This is a genomic window from Streptomyces sp. NPDC001315 (assembly GCF_042896175.1).
Classification (GTDB): Bacteria; Actinomycetota; Actinomycetes; order Streptomycetales; family Streptomycetaceae; genus Streptomyces.
Window position 1 is genome coordinate 1 of record NZ_JBIAWZ010000021.1, and the last position, 16,908, is coordinate 16,908.

Genomic DNA, 16,908 nt, shown 5'->3' on the forward strand with positions numbered 1-16,908 from the left:
TCAGTTGCACTCGCGTCACGCAAGACGATCTACCGGACCACGCCTCGACGCGAGGGCAATACCCGAAGATTGATCGCGACTCGATACGCGCCCTAAGTGCCTGTTCCTGAGGCCGACATGACAGAGCTGCGGTTGTGATTGGTCGGTGGACGGCTCGTTGGATCTGGCCGCCTGGTCCGTGGGCGGGCGGACGGCGGCGAGCCGGCTTCCCACGAGGGTGGGAAGCCGGCTCGCCGGGTGGTGCTTTTAGTTGGTCTTGGCGTGGGCCGGTCGGTGGGAGCGCAGGATGAGGGCTGCCAGGGCGGAGGCCAGGAGCGTGAATGCGGCGGTGGTCAAGAATGCGGCGCGGGCCCCGGGGACGAACTGGCCGGGGACGGCTCCGGCGGCGTAGACCGAGACGACGACGGCGAGTCCGATGGCGCCGCCCAGCTGCTGGACCGTCTGGAGCAGGCCGGAGGCCGATCCGGCGTGCTGCGGCTCGACCCCGCCCATCACCAGGGAGGCGGCCGGCATGAAGGTCAGTCCGGCCGAGACGCCGTTGATCAGCAGGGGAACGAGGACCGCAGTGACATAGCCGCTGGTCGTGTCGATGTTGCTGAGCCAGACGTAGCTGGCGGTCAGGCCGAGGGTGCCAGTGATCAGCAGCGGCTTCTGTCCGAAGCGGGCCACTAGCTTGGGAGCGATGCGTGCCATGGCGAAGATGCCCAGTGTCATCGGCAAGAACGCAGCACCGGCAGCGATGGGGCCGAAGTGCAGCACCCGCTGGACGTACTGCACGACCAGGAAGAACGTCGCGATCTGGGAGCCGAAGACCAGGGTGGTGACGGCGAGAGCGCCCAGGCGGCGTCGGTCGCGCAGCAGGGCGGGCACCAGCATCGGGTTGGCGACCCGGCGTTCGGTGACGGTCAGCGCCGCTAGGAGCGCACCGCCGGCTGTGAGCGAGCCGATGGTCTGGAAGGAGGCCCAGCCGTGCTCGGGTGCGCCGATCAGTGCCCAGACGATCGCCACGGCCGCGCCGGTGGCACTCAGTGCGCCGATAAGGTCGAAGCGGCCGGGGTTGCGCGGGGTTTCGGCAACGAACCGCGGGGCGAGGGCGAGCACGGCGATGCCGATGGGGACGTTGATGAACAGGGTCCAGCGCCAGGATCCGACTTCGGTGACCACACCGCCCAGGAGGAGACCGAGGGTGCTGCCGCCGATACCGACGGCGGCGAACAGAGCCAGGGCCCGGTTGCGTGCAGCGTCGTCGCGGGCGCTGGTGGTGACCAGGGCGAGCACGCCGGGTGCGGCGAGTGCTGCGCCGATGCCCTGCGCCGCGCGGGCGGCGATCAGCAGGGTGGGGGTCTGGGCGAAGCCGCCGACCAGGGACGACGCGGTGAAGATGCTCAGGCCGATGAGGAAGACGCGCAGCCGGCCGTAGGTGTCTCCGAGCCGGCCGCCCGTCAGCATCAGGCCGCCGAAGGCGAGGGTGTAGGCGTTGACGATCCAGGACAGGGCGGACGGGCCCAGGCCGAGGCCGGTGCCGATGCTGGGCAGGGCCACGTTGACGATGGTGCCGTCGAGGGTGAGCATCAGCTGCCCGACCAGCACGATCATGATGCCGAACGCCGCGCGGCGGCTGCTGCGCTGCAAGGTGGCGGGCGATGGGGCGGACGAAGTCGGCGGTATAGCGGCAGGGATGCGCTGCGTTGTGGACATGGCGGGGTCCTGTTCTGGCCTTCGGGGGCCGACAGAGTGTGAGCGGTGTGCGGAGCGGCGGTCGCGCCTGGCCCCGACGGAGAGGGGTGATCGCGGGCGCCTGTGGCGCCGGCGGGAACGGGCCGGTCGAAGCCTGGCCCGGAAAGGGGATGTCGGCGGGGTGGCGCGCGCCCGGCGGGCCTGGTCGTCGGGCGCGCGTGCTACGGCTTGGCTGCTCAGACCTGGGCCATGCCGCCGTCGGCGAAGAGCTCGACACCGGTGATGAAGCTGGAGGCGTCGCTGGAGAGGAAGGCCACGGCCTTGCCCATCTCGCGGGGGTCGGCGATCCGGCCGGTGGGGTTGCCCTCGCCCATCTTCTGGACCGCGGCCGGGACGGCGTCGGCGCCCTGCGCCATGCCGAGGGCGCGGCGCAGGGATTCGGTGTCCACGGCGCCGGGGCTGAGGACGTTCATGCGGATGCCGGTGCCCTTGATGTCCTGGATCCAGGACCGGATGAAGGCGCGCACGGCGGCCTTGGCGCCGCCGTACAGGCCCATGCCGGCCGGGGGCTGGATGGAGGCGGTCGAGCCGATGATGACGACCGTGCCGCCGGACGGCAGCAGCGGGATCGCCGGCTGGACGGTGAACAGGACGCCCTTGGCGTTGACGTTGAAGGTCTTCTCGAACTGTTCCTCGGTGATCGCGCCGAGCGGGGCGTGGGCGCCGATGCCGGCGTTGGCCACGACCGCGTCGAGGCGTCCGTGGCGCGCGATGACCTCCTGATACATCGCCTCCATGTCCGCGAGCTTGGTGACGTCGGCGACGATGCCCGAGCAGTTCGGGCCGACCGTGGCGACCGCCTCGTCCAGGGGCTTCTGCTGCAGGTCGGTGATGACCACGCGGGCGCCCTGGTCCACGAATTCCTGGGCGATCCCCAGGCCGACGCCGGACGCGCCGCCGGTGACCACGGCGACCTTGCCTTCGAGCGGGAGGCTCATCATTTTCTCCTTGCGATTGGGGGTGCCGCACCCTGCGGACGGCGGCGGGATGTGCTCTACACTCGTAAGTGGAGGCGTCGCCGCTTCCTTGACTATAAGCGGGGCCGCCTCCACTTAGCAAGATGTGGAGGCGCCTCCACTTAAACTCGATGAGGAAGGGCCCTTACGTGACTACAGACACCGGGCGACCGCTGCGGGCCGACGCGCGGCGCAACCGCGAGAAGATCCTTTCCGCGGCCGTACGCGTCTTCGCCGAAGAAGGGCTGGAGGCGCACCTTGAGCGCATCGCCAAGGAGGCGGGCGTGGGCTCGGGCACTCTCTACCGGAACTTCCCCACCCGGGAGGCGCTGATCGAGGCCGCCTACCGCAACGAGCTGAGCCGGCTGTGCGAGGCCGCTTCCGAACTCCTGGCGGCCATGCCGCCACGCGAGGCGCTCCGCGCCTGGATGGGGCGCTTCATCGACTACGCCACCGCGAAACTGGGGATGGCCGAGGCCTTGCGCGCCGTGGTCGACTCCGGCGTCAACCCCTACGACCACAGCCGCGAGCTGATCATGGCCGCCCTCACCTCGCTCATGGACGCCGCGACCGCCACTGGGACGATCCGGTCGGACGTCAGCCCGGCTGTCATGTTCGCCGCCCTCACCGGCGTCGCCCTCGCCTCGGGAAAGCCCGAGGAGCGCGAGGAGGCCGAACGCCTCCTCGACCTCACCCTCGACGGACTCAGGTACGGCACAGCCGACTGATGCCACCCCGGAAAGTGCCGACGGGCTCGCCTCCGTGCGAGCCCGCGGCCGGGCCGGCGCGGACCGCCGGTCGTTTGCGGCTGGCGGTCAGGGTTCTCACCGGCAGCAGCCCGATCTGGGGCAGCGACCGGTTGAACGACCCTCAGGATCACGGGAGTTCATGGCCGACGAGGGTGTCTGCTTCGTACGGTGAAGCACATGGGCGGTGACAGGGTGCCCCGGCTGCGGTTGGTCGTCATTGCGGCCGACGAGGGCGGGCCGCGTTTGTGTCGTGGATGCGGTGATCCGTTGATGCCGTCAGCGAAGGCGACGGCGGTGTTCTGTTCGTCGGCCTGCCGGTCGAGGAGCTGGCGCCGGGCGCGGCGGACGAAGGCACGGACCGAAGCGGTGACGGCCGGCGTGAGGGCCGAGTGCCCGCAGTGCGGGGCGCAGTGGACGGTCGGGGTCGACCGCCTCGTCTCGGCGGTCTACTGCTCTCCCGTCTGCCGCAAACGGGCCTGGCACGCGCGGCGCGCGCGGGCAGGCGGGGAGTGAGCCCGCACGCCGCCGGACCGTGGGGCCGCTTCGGGCGCCGGGTCCGTACGCTCTTCCCGCCGGGGGCGAAGCGGTCGGATCGTGCGAAGTGGAGGGTTTCCAGGGCGAGTTGACGGCACGGGTCGGGTGTCGTCCCCGGGGACTCGTGGGGGTGGTGTCCGGATGACCGGGATGGTCGGCAGCGTGACCCGGCAGCGCTACGACGAGCTCGTGGAGCTGGGCCGGGGCTGGGTCGCGGAGATGAGCTCCGTGCAGTGGCGGCTGGGGGACGCGGCCGGGGAGATCGAGCCGATGCGCGCCCACGGCGGGGTGAATCCGTCGGGGAGCGAGGAGTTGTTCACCGTCAGCGAGGCCCTGCGGATGTTCGCCGAGGACGTCGGCCTCGCCTACACGACGGTGCGGGACTACCGGTGGGTGGCCTCGCGCTGGCCCAAGGAGCACCGCCGCGCGGACGTCTCGCACACGATCCACAAGATCCTCGCCTCGATCCCGGACGAGAAGGAACGGTTCGAGGCGGTCGCCAGTCCTCCGGCCCATCCGCGCGGAGGGCCGGCGCGGTGGACGCACGACAGCGCGAAGCGGATCGTGGGCTGGAAGGTCGACACCCCCGAGAGCATCCAGGAGAAGGTCGACGCGATCCACGACCTCGCCGCCGACGACCAGGTCGCCGCGAAGGTGACGACGGACTTCCTGCGCCGGCCCGCGGTCGCCTCGAAGGCGATGGCCGACGACACGGCCCGGCATGCCGTGAACGAGGCGCAGTTCGACCGCTTCCGCCAGGAGGCCGCGTTCGTGCAGGACGAGGCGGCGCCGCTGCCGCAGCTGGCGCGGATGGAGCACAGCGTCCAGTTCATGGACCTGGTCGCGGCCTGCACGCAGTTCGTCGTCACCGCCGGGAGGATCGTGCCGAACCTGCGCGGGGCGCCGTTCGACGACGCCGAACGCGAGACGGTCCTGCACGGCCTTTCCAGGGTGCGGGCGTCGGCCGACTGGATCGAGAACGCGGTCACCCGCGGCGAGGTCGACCTCGACGAGCAGCTCCAGAAGCTGCTGAAGGGCTCGGGCGAGTAGCCGTGGGGCGGGGCGTTCCCGCTCACGTCCACGCCGAAGCCATCCTCTCCGCCCTCCTGGAGGCCCGCCCCGCCGGCCTGACCGTCGTCCAGCTCATGGCGGCCACCGAACGCACCCGCGCCCAGGTCCACACCGGCCTCGCGCATCTGCGCAAGGTCGCCGCCGCGAAGGGCCTGCCGCCGATCACCTGGGACAGAACCTGGGGCTACCGGATGCTGGACGACGCGCCGGAGATCTGGATCGGCTACGAGCGGGCGTTCTTCGAGTCCACCCACCACCGGATCGTCAACTTCATCGAGGGCATCCTCCTCGCGCACCGCAAGAAGAAGCCCGACGACCCCTACATCCGCACGGTCATGGCGCAGATGGGCGCGATCGAGTCGACCCTGCACCTCCTCGCCAACCTGGAGTGACCCCATCCGAGGAAGGCGACGGGCCGCGACCGCCCCGCAGTTGGCTCCCAGCACAGGTCGCGGCCCGACACCCCGCCATGCCCCCGGACCTGCCCCGCTACCACTACCCGTCCGACACCAGCGACCTCGAATGGGCTCTCCTGGAACGGTTGTTGCCGGTTCCCGCCTGCCGGACCGCCAGGGGCGGTGCCCCGGAGAAGTGGCCCCGTCGGCGCGTCGTCGACGCGATCCGCTACATCACCGACAACGGCGCGAAGTGGCGGGCGCTGCCCGCCGACTTCGGCATCCCCTGGCGCACCGTGTTCGGCTACTTCGCCCGCTGGGCGAAGGCCGGCGTCCTGCGCCACGTCCTCGACCATCTCCGCCGACGACTGCGAATCCTGCGACGGCGGTGTCCCTGGCCGGTCCGCGTGATCGTCGACTCCCAGTCCGTCAAGGGCGCCGAGACCGTCTCGAAGGCGACTCGCGGCTACGACGCAAATAAGCACATAAACGGGAGGAAGCGCCATCTCCTGGTCGATCAGGACGGCCTCTTGGTCGATCTCCTCGTCACGCCAGCCGACGTCACGGACCGGGACGCGGCCCGCATCCTCCTCACCCGCCTGCACACTGAGCATCCCGAGATCGTGCTCGTCTGGGCCGACAACGGCTACGGCGGCGAGGAGTTCGCCACCTGGGCACAGGGCACCCTCGGCATCACCGTCAAGGTCGTCTCCCGCCCCAAGGACGCCAAAGGTTTCGTCCTGTTGCCGAAACGCTGGGTGGTCGAGCGGTCGAATTCGTGGACGATGCGGGCCCGCCGCAACGCGAGGGACTACGAGCGCCTCCTGTCCCACGCCGAGGCCCACATCCAGTGGGCGTTCATCACCCTCATGAGCCGCCGCCTCACCCGCCGAAACCGCCGCGTCGAGGCCATCCCGGCCCCTCTCACGACAGCAGCCTGACGATCTCCAACTGCCGTTCGGGTGGGCGTCCATGGACGCCCACCCGAACGGCAAACCCGATCAACAACCGACCTCACAACGCCGCTACCTGCGGAAAGAGGATGTGACACAGGCACTAAGCACTCAAGCACGGCCGATTAAGACGTCATCTCATTTGGCTGGGTAAGCTGCCGGTCGTGGCAGGGATCGTTGAGCGGCTGGTGCCGGACGAGTTGTGGGAGATGTTCCAGCGGGTGGTGCCGGAGGCGCCATCGCGGCCTCAGGGCGGTGGCCGACGTCGGCACGGCGACCGCGAAGTGCTGGCCGCAATCGGGTCTTCACCCAAGGCCGGGTAGTTAGCGTTTTCGCAGGTCACGCAAGTAGGGCTGGGGACCATGGTGTTGCGGCGTAGAGGCCGGGGCCGAGCTTGTGGATGAGGCCGCTGGCGGCCCACCGGTTGAGTTGTCTGTACATGGTCTCCAAGGTGATGTCGCCGAAGTGGGCGGCGATGTCGCGGGGCTGCCAGAGACGCGTGGGGTCTTCCTGGAGCAGTGCCAGGATGCGGTGTCGGCGCCGCGCGGCTGGGGTGGCGTGGCGGTCGTCCCGAGAGGTCGTGGGCAGCGCGGGCGACTGATCCACGGGTTCGAGGACGGTGACGTCGAGGCGGGTGACGGTGCGGCTGGTGTCGGGGCGGCCGTCGTCGCGGCGCTCGCTATAGCGGGACATCGGTGACTTGACCTTGCGGGTGCTGACCCGTTGCCGCCGGGCAGGGAGCAGGCCGGTCAGGATCCGGCGGCCGATCGTCCCGAGGAGCGTGTCCCGATCGGCGTCCGCGGTGACGATGCCGGCGGCCTGGATCACCTGGTCCCGGGCGGTGTGGAGCGCGATGCTGAAACAGCAGCGGTCCGGGTCGGTGCCGGGGAGGGACTCGGCGGCGTCGACCATCACGGTGCGCAGAGCCTGGTAGAGCGTGAGCAGGGACCACATCTCCTGCTCGATGCCGGCCGGGTCTCCCGAGCGCAGGTTACGCCCGTTCATGATCGTGTGGCGGAGCGCGTAGTAGGCCGATTCGTGTTCCCACCGCTGGTGATAGAGACCCACCAGCGCGGTGGCGGGGTAACGGCGGGCGTCGGTCAGGGTGGTGACCAGTCGATAGGACCCGGTGAAGGACGTGCCGTCCGCACAGGTCACGGCGATCTGTGCGTCGATGACCCGCACTTTCACGACGCCGATCACCGACAGGTAAGAGCCATCAACGAGGCGGGTGAGGACCGGCGTGCGCCGGTTGCTGCGGAGCCGTCCCAACACCTGGGCACCGGTGTCGGTCACCTTCGCCAGGAAGGCGTTGCTGTCGAATCCCTTGTCCCACAGCACCAGCATGTCCGGCCGCAGCAGATGCAGCAGTCGGCCGGCGTAGCTTGTCTCGCCCTCGGCGGTGGGGCCGAACACCGCGCCGACCAGGGCCCGGGTGCCGGTCTCGACCAGCGTCATCAACTCCAGCGTCGGATAGCCATGATGCGAAGTCCTGCCCAGCCAGGCCCGGTTCCGTTCGGAATCGGGAACCCTCAGCGAACTGCAGCCGTCGAACGACACAGTCCGGTACGGACCGAAACGCACCCCCGGCGTCGTCGGCCGGGCCAGCAACCCGGCGAGCACCTCGAACAACGCCCGCACCGGCGTGCTGCCGAGGCGCCGGCGCAGGTCACGCAACGCCTTCGCCGACGGACAGACCACCAGCATCCCGGACAGACCCACGGTCAACTTGTCCCAGACGAGGCGATAGCCGACCTCGGGGAACAGGCACATCGCCAGCAGGAAGTAGACCCCGACCCGCGACGGAAGATCGCGCAGTCGCCGCTGCACCGTCCGCGTCTCCGCAAGGACCGCGTCCACGAGCTCGAACGGCACGACCGCAGTCAGCTCCCCCAGATGCCCGGGAGCGAACGGGCCCGCGGCCACGGTGACCGTACGGGTGATAGTCGTCAGCGCGGATGGCAGGACACAATGACGGGGCAACGGAGCTCCTTCGGGACAAGCTGTCTTGGTCGACTGCCTGTACCAACGAGCTCCGTTGCTCTGCGTCGAGAATCCTTCAACTCCCTTGCGTGACCGGCGAAAACGCTAACTACCCGGCCTTGGGAGTTTCCCCTTGATCGTGGACACCCTGATCATTGGATCGTGAGGATCCATAGGACAGGAGTTCCCGTTGGGGACGTCGAAGTACTCGCCTGAGTTCAAGGCCGATGCCGTCGCGCTGTACCACGCCAGCCCGGGTGGGACGTACGCCTCGGTGGCCAAGGACCTGGGCATCAACCACGAGACACTGCGGATCTGGGTCCGGGACGCCGAGCAGGCCGCCCGACCCGGGGCGGTGGAGGCCACCGCGATGGAGAAGGAGAACCGGCAACTGCGGGCACGGGTGAAGGAACTCGAGCTCGAACGGGAGATCCTGCGGAGGGCCGCGAAGTATTTTGCGGCCGAGACCAACTGGTGAGCAGCCGCTTCCAGTTCGTCGACGATCACCGTGGCGCCTTCGGCGTCAAGCGGCTGTGCCGGATGCTGCAGGTCTCGCGTTCCGGCTTCTACCGGTGGCTGGCCGCCGGGGACGCGCGGGCCGCTCGGGCCCGGGCGGACGCCGAGCTCGCCGAACACATCGCAGAAATCCATCAGGACTCGGACGGCACCTACGGGGTTCCGCGTGTCACCGCCGAGCTGAAGGACACCGGGAGACTGGTCAACCACAAGCGTGTGGAGCGCGTCATGCGCATGTTCAACATCGTCGGGGTGCACCTGCGCAAGAAGGTCCGTACCACCGTCCCCGAGCCGTCGGCGACGCCGGTGCCGGACCTGCTGCGGCGCGACTTCACCGCCCAGGCGCCGAACACCAAGTACGTCGGCGACATAACCTACCTCCCGATCGGAGGCGGTCAGTTCCTGTATTTGGCAACGGTGTTGGACCTGTGCTCAAAGCGACTGGCGGGCTGGTCGATCGCCGACCACATGCGCACGGAGCTGGTCACCGACGCGCTCAGGGCCGCCGCTGCTGCCCGAGGCGCCGACGGCCTGCGCGGGGCGATCTTCCACAGCGACAACGGAGCGCAATACGTGTCGAAGGAGTTCGCCCAGGTCTGCTCGGAGCTCGGCGTGACCAGATCGCGCGGCGCGGTGGGCACCAGCGCGGACAACGCCGCCGCGGAATCTCTGAACGCGACCATGAAACGCGAGACGCTGCAAGGACGAAAGCGGTGGAACGGAGCCCGTGAGGCCCGCCTCGCCGTCTTCCGATGGGCAACCCGCTACAACACCCGCCGCCGGCACTCCGGCCTCGGCCAGATCAGCCCGACCACCTACGAGCAGCGATCAACTACGCTGGCCACCGCCGCATGACAACCGGTGTCCACGATCACGGGGAAGGCCCCAGCTGTGGCGGGAATCCTCCAAGGCCCGCGACCAGTCCTGCTCAAACGCCGGCACCCACGACGCGGCGCGGGCACTCACCCGGAGCTGGACAAGCACCTGCGCAGCCGCGGTCGGCGCGAGCGGGGCCGGCGGAACAGGCCCGCTCTCGGGCTGGACGCTCATGAACACCTCCAGGCAGGTCTCACCGCCACCGTACGCGCGAACACCCGCAACCATCCAGACGACCGGTCAAAACTGCACGCCCAGCACGACCATGACCCCGACCACGGCAGGTCAACGCCCTGCGAGTACGGGTTCGCGAGATCGATGACGACGAGGGCCGGCGCAGCCTCTACCCGGCCGACGTGCGCATCGCCATCGTCTGCGACAACTTCTCCACGCACCTGATCACCAAGCGCTGCCGCCGGTCGGGGACTGGGCCGTGTCGACGATCACGAATTTCCCCATCGGCAACACCAGTGTCCTCACCCGCACGTTCGGGCTTCAGCGCGCGGCTGCAATCGCCTCTCTGACCGACCAGCTGGCGAAGCGCCGTCCGGCTGGTCAGTCCCAGTCGGACGGCGGCTGGTCGACTCGGCCGCCCTTGTGCGGCGTGGGGATGTAGTCGCGCGCACCGCTGGGCAGTGCGGCGACACACGCCGATGAGCAGGCGTTCACCAGCAGGGGCAATACGTCAGTGGCCACGTGCAGCGAGATCCACATCTGGTGGAGTTCGGCCTGTCCGATCGGGCGTTCGCAGACGCTGCACCTCTGGATGGCCGTTGTGCCCCAACGCCGGGGATCCAGGTTTCCCGGGTCGAGGTCCGTGACGGAGTCGGGGGAAGGCTGCAGGCGCGGGAACGGCGGCCGCAACTTGTAGTTGCCGAACAACGCGCGTGTACTCACCGTGCTGCGGGCCAGCTTCCGGCATCGGGTGAGTTCGTAGGGGAACCAGTGCAGCCGGTAGGAGGTGTAGGGCGAGAACTCCTCCAAGTTGGTCATGGCCCCGATCTCGGGCGGGATCCGGACCAGATTGCTGCCGTAGAGCACGAGGTGCTTGACCGCGGTCAGCCGGGCGATACTCGGAGGCAGAGTAACGATCTGCCGCCGCTCGTCCGGGCTGAGCTCCACCAGTGGGCGGAACTCCTCACGCCCGTCGGCGGCGGCCTCGTCAATCAGCTCCAGCAGACGCCGCCAGCCTGGAGCGGAGGTGTCCTGGCGCTCGGCGTGAAATCCGACCCGGGCTCGCGGATGCGGCCTGGACTGGTCGAAACACGCGCAGACATCCTGGCGGGCCCCGCGCCGTTCCGGGGCCGGATCCGATGTGTCACCCCAGCGGTTCACATAGAGCTGTGGCTCTCTCTCGCTCGTCATGGCGCAAAGATACGAGGGCCGGCGCAAACCCCATGACTGATCACCCGGGGAGTGCACAGAGGACATCCGCCCGTCGTGCTCGAACGTTTACTTGGGGAAGCTGACGCTGTAGATGGGGAATTGCGTGAAGTTCCACATCGCTGCGCTGTTTGCCCGCAAGTTGCCGCCGGGGCTTCTTGACGGGCCCTCAGGCCCGGGGGCCGCGGCGGCGGGGTGCGCGGAGGCGGCCGCCGACGCGCAACAACCACCAGACCGCCACCGGCCTTCACCCGAGAGGGGAGGCGACAGCGGAATCCGCCACCCGCTACGCGAACGCCGCCCGCTGAATCCTCGAACCGGCATAGAGGAGATTCAGCAGGCCGGGCGACGTGGTCGCGGGAGTCGAGTTGGTCGTCGTCCAGGAGCCGGAGCGCAATCTCTCTTCGTTCGTCCGGGCTTGGGTCGGAGCGTTCTTGAGTCGCGCCGGAATGCTGATGTTGCTGGCCCGTTTGGTGCGGACGGCCCAGAGGACCAGGTCACGAGCATATTGGAGGGTGGTGGGCACTCCTTCCAACCAGCGGTCGACATCACACTGGCCTGGGTGGCCCCGTCTTGGGGGGATCACGCTCCCACTCCCAGCGAACGCCGGTAGGCCCCAGTGGAGCCGATTCGGTGCAAGGACCCCGAGACATCCATGTACGCCTGCCCCCGGCAAGCGGCCGGACCTCGTGGTTCTGGGCCGGAGCCGGCCCAGGAGCCAGCGGCCTTGCTGCCGCGCACCGTGGATGGACGGCCGTGCGGGGGCCGGGCGGCGAGGGGACCCTGATGTTCGCATGTGTGTTCAGGTTCTAGGGTGAGCCCCGCTCGGCCCGCCCGCTGCGGCCACGAGCGCACCGAACTTCAGCTACGCCTCGGCCCGCGGAACCAACGCCTCCTCCCATGCCCCATGAATGTGCCCGCGCGCCCCGAACCACGCAGTGCTGCTGCGAGGTTGTCGCGACTGTGCAGGGTGTGGGGGTGGACGGGTCCGAGGACGCGTTCGCGGGTGCTGAGGACGTGTTGGTGGTGGTCTGCTGCTTCTTGATGGTGGCCCAGGTGGTCGAGCGCGAGGCCGAGGTGACTGCGGCTGGTCAAGGTGCTGGGGTGGTCGGGACCAAGGATGCTCTCGTAGGCGCTGAGGACCTGTCGGTGGAGGTCTGCTGCCTCTTGGTGCCGGCCGAGGTGGTCCAGCGCGAGGCCGAGGTTGTCGCGACTGTGCAGGGTGTCGGGATGATCGGGACCAAGGATGCTCTCGTAGGCGCTGAGGACCTGTCGGTGGAGGTCTGCTGCTTCTTGGTACCGGCCGAGGTCATCGAGCGCGAGCGCAAGGTTGTTGCGGCTGTTCAGGGTGTGGGGGTGGTCGGCGCCGAGGACCCGTTCGTAGCCGGAGAGAGCCCGTTGGTGGAGATCTGCTGCTTCTAGGTGGTGGCCGAGGTAGCCGAGCGCGAGGCCGAGGTTGTTGCGGCTGTGCAGGGTGGGAATCTGATCCGTGCCAAGGACGCGTTCGCGGACAGTGAGGATGTGTCGGTGGTGGTCTGCTGCCTCTTGGTGTCGGCCGAGGTGGTCCAGCGCGTTGGCCAGGTTGTTGCGGCTGAGCAGGGTGTCGGGGTGGTCGGCGCCAAGGACGCGTTCGCGGGTGGTGAGGACCTGCTGATGGAGGTCGGCTGCCTCCTGGTGCCGGCCGAAGAGGTCGAGCGCGTCGGCGAGGTGGTGGCGGCTGTTCAGGGCTTGGGGGTGGTCGGGGCCGAAGGAGCGGGCGGTGATCGAGTGCGCTGCCTGCTGCAGCTGTAGCGCGCTGCCGTAGTCGCCCGCTTTCGTGAGGGACCGGCTGATGCGATCGACGGCATCGGCGAGGTGGCGGTTGTGCTGGTTGGTGGTGTGCGTTGCAGCGCTATGGAGGTGAGGCGCCAGGAGGCGGGCCGTGTCCCAGCCCGCGATCCTGGCACTCATCACCCCTTGGGCTGCCTGGATCAGGCGGCCGGTGAGGACCTGCTGGTAGCGGTTGGGCTCGGTGGATTCGGTGCTGTGGGTGTGAGCGGTGATCTCGCGGACCAGGGGATGCAGGACGACCTGCCCGAGGACGGGTTGTCCGTCTTGGCGTGTGGGCGTGTCGACGAGTCCGTACGTGTGCAGGCCGTTGAGAGCGGCCTCCACCTCGACCTCGCCGGTCTGTTGCCTGGTGGCCTGGGTGAGCAGTTCCGGGGTGAGGAGGGAGACGGGGATGGGGGCCGATGCCAGAAGGGACAGCAGCTGCAGTGCCGGCCGTGCTAGCGGGTTGCCGTCGGCGGCAAGTTGGTCCAGTGACAGCTCCCAGGTGTGGCGGACCAGGGTCCGTCCGACGGCCGGGTCGCTCGCCCGAGGTTGCCAGGCGCCGAGCAGCGTGCCCAACTGTGTGTCGAGGGCAGTGGTATAGGCGGTGAAGGTGCGGTGGCGGCTGCCGGGTGCGGCCAGGTAGTGGCCGACGGCATGGAGCGCGAGCGGCAGGCCGCCCAGCCGGTCCGCGAGTCCCCGTGCTTCTTGGGCGGTTCCGGCGTGGGGGGCCGCGTCGCAGAGGACCTGGCCGCCGGCTGCGGGCTCCAGCGGGGCGACGCGGCGGAGGACGGCCTGGGTGCCCCACACCACGGGGTCGGTGTTGCGGCTGGTGACCAGCAGCAGGCCCCTGCTGCTCGGCCGGATCCACCCGCGGTAGGACGCCACGTCCTCGCCGTCGGGACCGACGCCCTGCGGGGTGTCGACGTTGTCGAGGACCAGGAGCCACTTGGCGGTCTGCTCCATCTGCTCCCACACCACATCGGGCAGCCCGGCCCGACCCGACCGGGCCTCCTCGAGCCGGGCTTCGGGAAGGCCGCAGGCCAGCGCGGTGCGGGTCATCTGCTCGGCTAGCTCCTCGGTGCTGCGCCAGCGGATCCAGAACACACCCCGGCCCTCCGCGCGGGCGACATCGGCCAGGGTGGAGGCCAATGTGGTCTTGCCGATCCCGCCCACCCCGCACACCACGGCGTACTTCCCCTGGGGCCGGGCCAGCAGCCGCCTCAGCACCTCGAGTTCGTCGTCGCGGCCCCGGAGAGGCCCGGAACCGTGGGGTGCCCGCAGAGACGTCATGCCGCCGAGGACCCGCCTCAGCGGCATCAACCTCACCGGTCCACCACCCACCACGGAGTCGATGGCGTACAGACGGCGGCTGACCAGCCCCAACACCAGCGCGGCCACGGCCAGCGCACCGAAGACCGACCACACCACCCACGGACGGGACGCCCAGTTCGGCACGGCATTCGTGGCGTAGTTCGTCACCACCCCCAGCGCGCACGTCACCGCCGCCCCCGACCCGCTGACGACGGAACCCACCCGCGCACGCCTGCCACCACCCACACCGGACCCCCGCCCACAACACATCCCTGGCCCAAGGATGCGCCACGCCACCAGGCACCGTCCCCGGAACGAGGCTCCCTGGTGTGCACGCGGTTCGTCCTGCTCGACGAGTACCCAGGCAACGCCGAGAGCTGGTTCCTCGCCCGCTGCTTCGAGGCGCTGCTCGCCGGGGGCCGCCGCACCAGCCCCGCTGATCCTGATGGCCCACAACAACGGTCTGCCCAGGGGGAAGCCCGGCTGGTGGCCCGGGCCCGGCAATCCGCGGCGTACGGCTACGCGGTGGCCACCATCGACGCCCCCGGGTGCGGTGACCGGCCCCGTTCCGCCGTCGATGAGCAGGCTCGCGCCGACCTCCGCCGGGCGATGCCGGCCGGCGAGCAGGTCGATGAGATCTTCGAGTCCTTCATCGGCCCGCTGGTCGAAAAGGCGGTCCCGGAATGGCAGGCCGCCCTGGACGCCCTCCTTTCGCTGCCCAAGATCGGCGGCCCGGTCTGCTACTCGGGGTGGACCGCCGTCGGCATTCGACTGGCGGTGGTCGAACCACGCATCGCGGCCGCCGGTTTCTTCGCCGGGGGTTACGTGCCCCGCGCCCAGCGCGAGGAGGCCCCGCAGGTCACCATTCCGCTGCTGTTCCTGCTGCAGTGGGACGACGAAGGGAACCCCCGGCAGCAGGCCCTCGACCTGTTCGACGCCTTCGGCACCAAAGAGAAGACGCTGCACGCCAATAGGGGCGGCCACACCGGTACCCCATGGTTCGAGGCGCAGGACGGGAACCGGTTCTTCGCCCGGCACCTGAAGTGAGGCCGGGCCGTCAGGCCGGCAGCAGACGGTAGGCGGTGTCGGCCAGGATGCCGCTCATCGAGGACAGGTCCCGACCCTCCTCGATGACGGCGACCGGCAGATGCACAACCGCCCCGATCGCGCCGGTACCGGCCACCGGCGGTACCGGCCAGCGGCGGTACCGGCGCGATCGAGGCGGCGCTCAGCCACCAGCACCCCCATCGCGTTCTGGCGGCCCTGGACCAGCGGATCTCGATCAGCTACCAGATGCCGACCATGACGAAGGAGGAAACCGCCAGCTACATCAAGCACCACCTGACGATCGCCGACCGCTCGACCCGCTGTTCTCCGACGACGCAGTCGACCTGATCCACCTCACCAGCCGCGGCCTGCCCCGCTCGGTCAACAACATCACCCTGCAGTCCCTCATCGCCGCGTTCGCCGACGAGAAGAGCATCGTCGACGAGTCCTCCACCGGCCTCGCCATCACCGAGACACACGCGACAGAGTGACGACCAAGGCCGGGCAGCCTCGCACCGGGCGCCCCTGCCTACCAGTTCACATGCCTCACGACGTCGTAGTTCGCGATCCGCCCCGCCAGCTGTCGCGGACTGACTCCACGCGCGTTCGCCCGATCTGGGTCGGCGCCCGCTTCTCGCAGCACATCGAGCACGGCCGGATCACCCCGGTAGTTGAACACCGCCCGCGACAGCGGCGTGTTTCCCTGCACGTCCACGGCATCCACAACGGCGTGGCCGGCCAGCAACTCGATGGCAATGTCAGCCCTCTGAGCCTGCGCCGCGAAGTGCAGTGGAGTCCACCCGGCCGAGTCACCAGCACATACGTCCGCCCCGGCATCGATCGCAACCCGAACAGCAGCCAGATCACCCGACGCCGCCGCATAGTGCAACGCTGACCGGCCCAGCCGGTCCACCCCACCACCCTCACGCTCACTCATGACCAACATGATCCCCGACCACGGAAGCACCTCATCGAGCGGCGCATTCCAGGAGAGGTGACCTCCCCGACAGGGTTCTCCAGCCACCACGCGATCACCGAGACGCCCACGACACCGTGTGCATGAAGCCGACACCATGTTCACAACGACTCCGGCGGCCTGACGGCCGCCGGGGTCGTTTCATCCCATCCCGTCGACAACCCCCACGTCGCCTGGTGCACATTTTCAGCGTCGCTCAACATCCGACCCCGCCCGGCACACGCCCCCTTAAAGTGGATTCAAGGAGATGACCATGGACACCAACCCCACCGCCCTGCTTTTCGACCTCGCCGCCAGCGCCCAGGACCAGAGCGACCGGGACGCGCTGCGGGGCCTTCTCGCCGCAGGCCATCACGCCTGGTGCGAGGGCGTCGCCGACGTCCAGTCCGGCATCGCCCTGGAGACCGCAAGCCTGTCCGACGTCCAACTCGCCGAGCAGTGCACTGCCGCAGGCGTGCCGTGGGAGCTGGGGACGACACGCAGCGAGGCGGTCTCCGCCCTCGCGTTCGCGACCTGGGAGGCCACGCCGGCCGCCATGGCCTACACGGAGCTGGAAGAGCGGGCCGCGCTCTTCGGTGTCTGTCTTCTTGGCGAGGAGCTTCTGTAGCC

12 protein-coding genes and 3 pseudogenes are annotated in these 16,908 nt (G+C 69.4%); 8 read left to right on the top strand and 7 right to left on the bottom strand.

Going from position 1 to position 16,908, the window contains the following annotated elements; genetic code table 11:
• Positions 1–246: 246 nt before the first annotated feature.
• A complete protein-coding gene (locus ACFY16_RS35135; RefSeq protein ID WP_390651291.1) occupies positions 247–1,632 on the bottom strand; it encodes an MFS transporter in 1,386 nt (461 codons plus the stop codon).
• Positions 1,633–1,913: 281 nt separating this feature from the next.
• A complete protein-coding gene (locus tag ACFY16_RS35140; RefSeq protein ID WP_390651292.1) occupies positions 1,914–2,675 on the bottom strand; it encodes an SDR family NAD(P)-dependent oxidoreductase in 762 nt (253 codons plus the stop codon).
• 149 nt (positions 2,676–2,824) lie between these two features.
• Here ACFY16_RS35140 and ACFY16_RS35145 point away from each other — a divergent pair, with 149 nt between their 5' ends.
• From ACFY16_RS35145 to ACFY16_RS35165, 5 genes and pseudogenes are all read left to right on the top strand, one after another.
• The gene (locus ACFY16_RS35145) at positions 2,825–3,421 is read left to right on the top strand and encodes a TetR/AcrR family transcriptional regulator (protein ID WP_390651293.1); all 597 of its coding nucleotides are present in this window, start codon (positions 2,825–2,827) and stop codon (positions 3,419–3,421) included.
• Positions 3,422–4,117: 696 nt separating this feature from the next.
• On the top strand, positions 4,118–5,026 hold the full coding sequence (locus ACFY16_RS35150; RefSeq protein ID WP_390651294.1) for a DUF6192 family protein: 909 nt from the start codon (positions 4,118–4,120) through the stop codon (positions 5,024–5,026).
• Between the two features lie 2 nt (positions 5,027–5,028).
• Entirely contained in the window at positions 5,029–5,439 is a 411-nt protein-coding gene (locus ACFY16_RS35155; protein ID WP_388929034.1) for a RacP protein, read from the top strand.
• Between the two features lie 77 nt (positions 5,440–5,516).
• Positions 5,517–6,490: pseudogene (locus ACFY16_RS35160) on the top strand (IS5 family transposase).
• 60 nt (positions 6,491–6,550) lie between these two features.
• Positions 6,551–6,694, top strand: a pseudogene (locus ACFY16_RS35165) (IS5/IS1182 family transposase); the annotation flags it as partial.
• 40 nt (positions 6,695–6,734) lie between these two features.
• Here the strand turns inward: ACFY16_RS35165 and ACFY16_RS35170 are convergent.
• Positions 6,735–8,321, bottom strand: a complete 1,587-nt coding sequence (locus ACFY16_RS35170; protein ID WP_390651389.1) for an IS4 family transposase — start codon at positions 8,319–8,321, stop codon at positions 6,735–6,737.
• A 247-nt stretch (positions 8,322–8,568) separates the two neighbouring features.
• On the opposite strand from ACFY16_RS35170, the gene ACFY16_RS35175 reads away from it, so the two are divergent.
• Positions 8,569–9,749, top strand: a protein-coding gene (locus tag ACFY16_RS35175) for an IS3 family transposase (protein ID WP_390651295.1) whose coding sequence is annotated in 2 segments (ribosomal slippage) — positions 8,569–8,836 and positions 8,836–9,749 — 1,182 coding nt in all. Because the reading frame shifts where the segments join, the coding sequence is not laid out codon by codon here.
• Between the two features lie 576 nt (positions 9,750–10,325).
• Here the strand turns inward: ACFY16_RS35175 and ACFY16_RS35180 are convergent.
• Both ACFY16_RS35180 and fxsT read right to left on the bottom strand, forming a co-directional pair.
• The gene (locus ACFY16_RS35180) at positions 10,326–11,135 is read right to left on the bottom strand and encodes a leucine-rich repeat domain-containing protein (RefSeq protein ID WP_390651296.1); all 810 of its coding nucleotides are present in this window, start codon (positions 11,133–11,135) and stop codon (positions 10,326–10,328) included.
• 879 nt (positions 11,136–12,014) lie between these two features.
• The gene (gene fxsT, locus ACFY16_RS35185; protein ID WP_390651297.1) at positions 12,015–14,498 is read right to left on the bottom strand and encodes an FxSxx-COOH system tetratricopeptide repeat protein; all 2,484 of its coding nucleotides are present in this window, start codon (positions 14,496–14,498) and stop codon (positions 12,015–12,017) included.
• A gap of 187 nt (positions 14,499–14,685) precedes the next feature.
• On the opposite strand from fxsT, the pseudogene ACFY16_RS35190 reads away from it, so the two are divergent.
• Positions 14,686–15,323 (top strand): annotated as a pseudogene (locus tag ACFY16_RS35190) (dienelactone hydrolase family protein); the annotation flags it as partial.
• Between the two features lie 10 nt (positions 15,324–15,333).
• On the opposite strand, the gene ACFY16_RS35195 reads toward ACFY16_RS35190, so the two are convergent.
• Positions 15,334–15,459, bottom strand: coding sequence for a hypothetical protein (locus ACFY16_RS35195; RefSeq protein ID WP_390651298.1), 126 nt, complete (start codon positions 15,457–15,459; stop codon positions 15,334–15,336).
• Between the two features lie 393 nt (positions 15,460–15,852).
• Positions 15,853–16,260 (bottom strand): ankyrin repeat domain-containing protein, encoded by a 408-nt coding sequence (locus ACFY16_RS35200; RefSeq protein WP_390651299.1) that lies wholly within the window; start codon positions 16,258–16,260, stop codon positions 15,853–15,855.
• A gap of 292 nt (positions 16,261–16,552) precedes the next feature.
• Here ACFY16_RS35200 and ACFY16_RS35205 point away from each other — a divergent pair, with 292 nt between their 5' ends.
• Positions 16,553–16,906: a hypothetical protein gene (locus ACFY16_RS35205; RefSeq protein ID WP_390651300.1), complete on the top strand. Its 354-nt coding sequence runs from the start codon at positions 16,553–16,555 to the stop codon at positions 16,904–16,906.
• Positions 16,907–16,908: the final 2 nt, after the last annotated feature.

Excerpts from the sequence above, each read along its gene's own strand:
- ACFY16_RS35140 (WP_390651292.1), bottom strand. The coding sequence starts at position 2,675 with ATGAGCCTCCCGCTCGAAGGCAAGGTCGCCGTGGTCACCGGCGGCGCG.
- ACFY16_RS35145 (WP_390651293.1), top strand. The coding sequence starts at position 2,825 with ATGAGGAAGGGCCCTTACGTGACTACAGACACCGGGCGACCGCTGCGG.
- ACFY16_RS35150 (WP_390651294.1), top strand. The coding sequence starts at position 4,118 with ATGACCGGGATGGTCGGCAGCGTGACCCGGCAGCGCTACGACGAGCTC.
- ACFY16_RS35180 (WP_390651296.1), bottom strand. The coding sequence starts at position 11,135 with ATGACGAGCGAGAGAGAGCCACAGCTCTATGTGAACCGCTGGGGTGAC.
- ACFY16_RS35200 (WP_390651299.1), bottom strand. The coding sequence starts at position 16,260 with ATGAGTGAGCGTGAGGGTGGTGGGGTGGACCGGCTGGGCCGGTCAGCG.
- ACFY16_RS35205 (WP_390651300.1), top strand. The coding sequence starts at position 16,553 with ATGGACACCAACCCCACCGCCCTGCTTTTCGACCTCGCCGCCAGCGCC.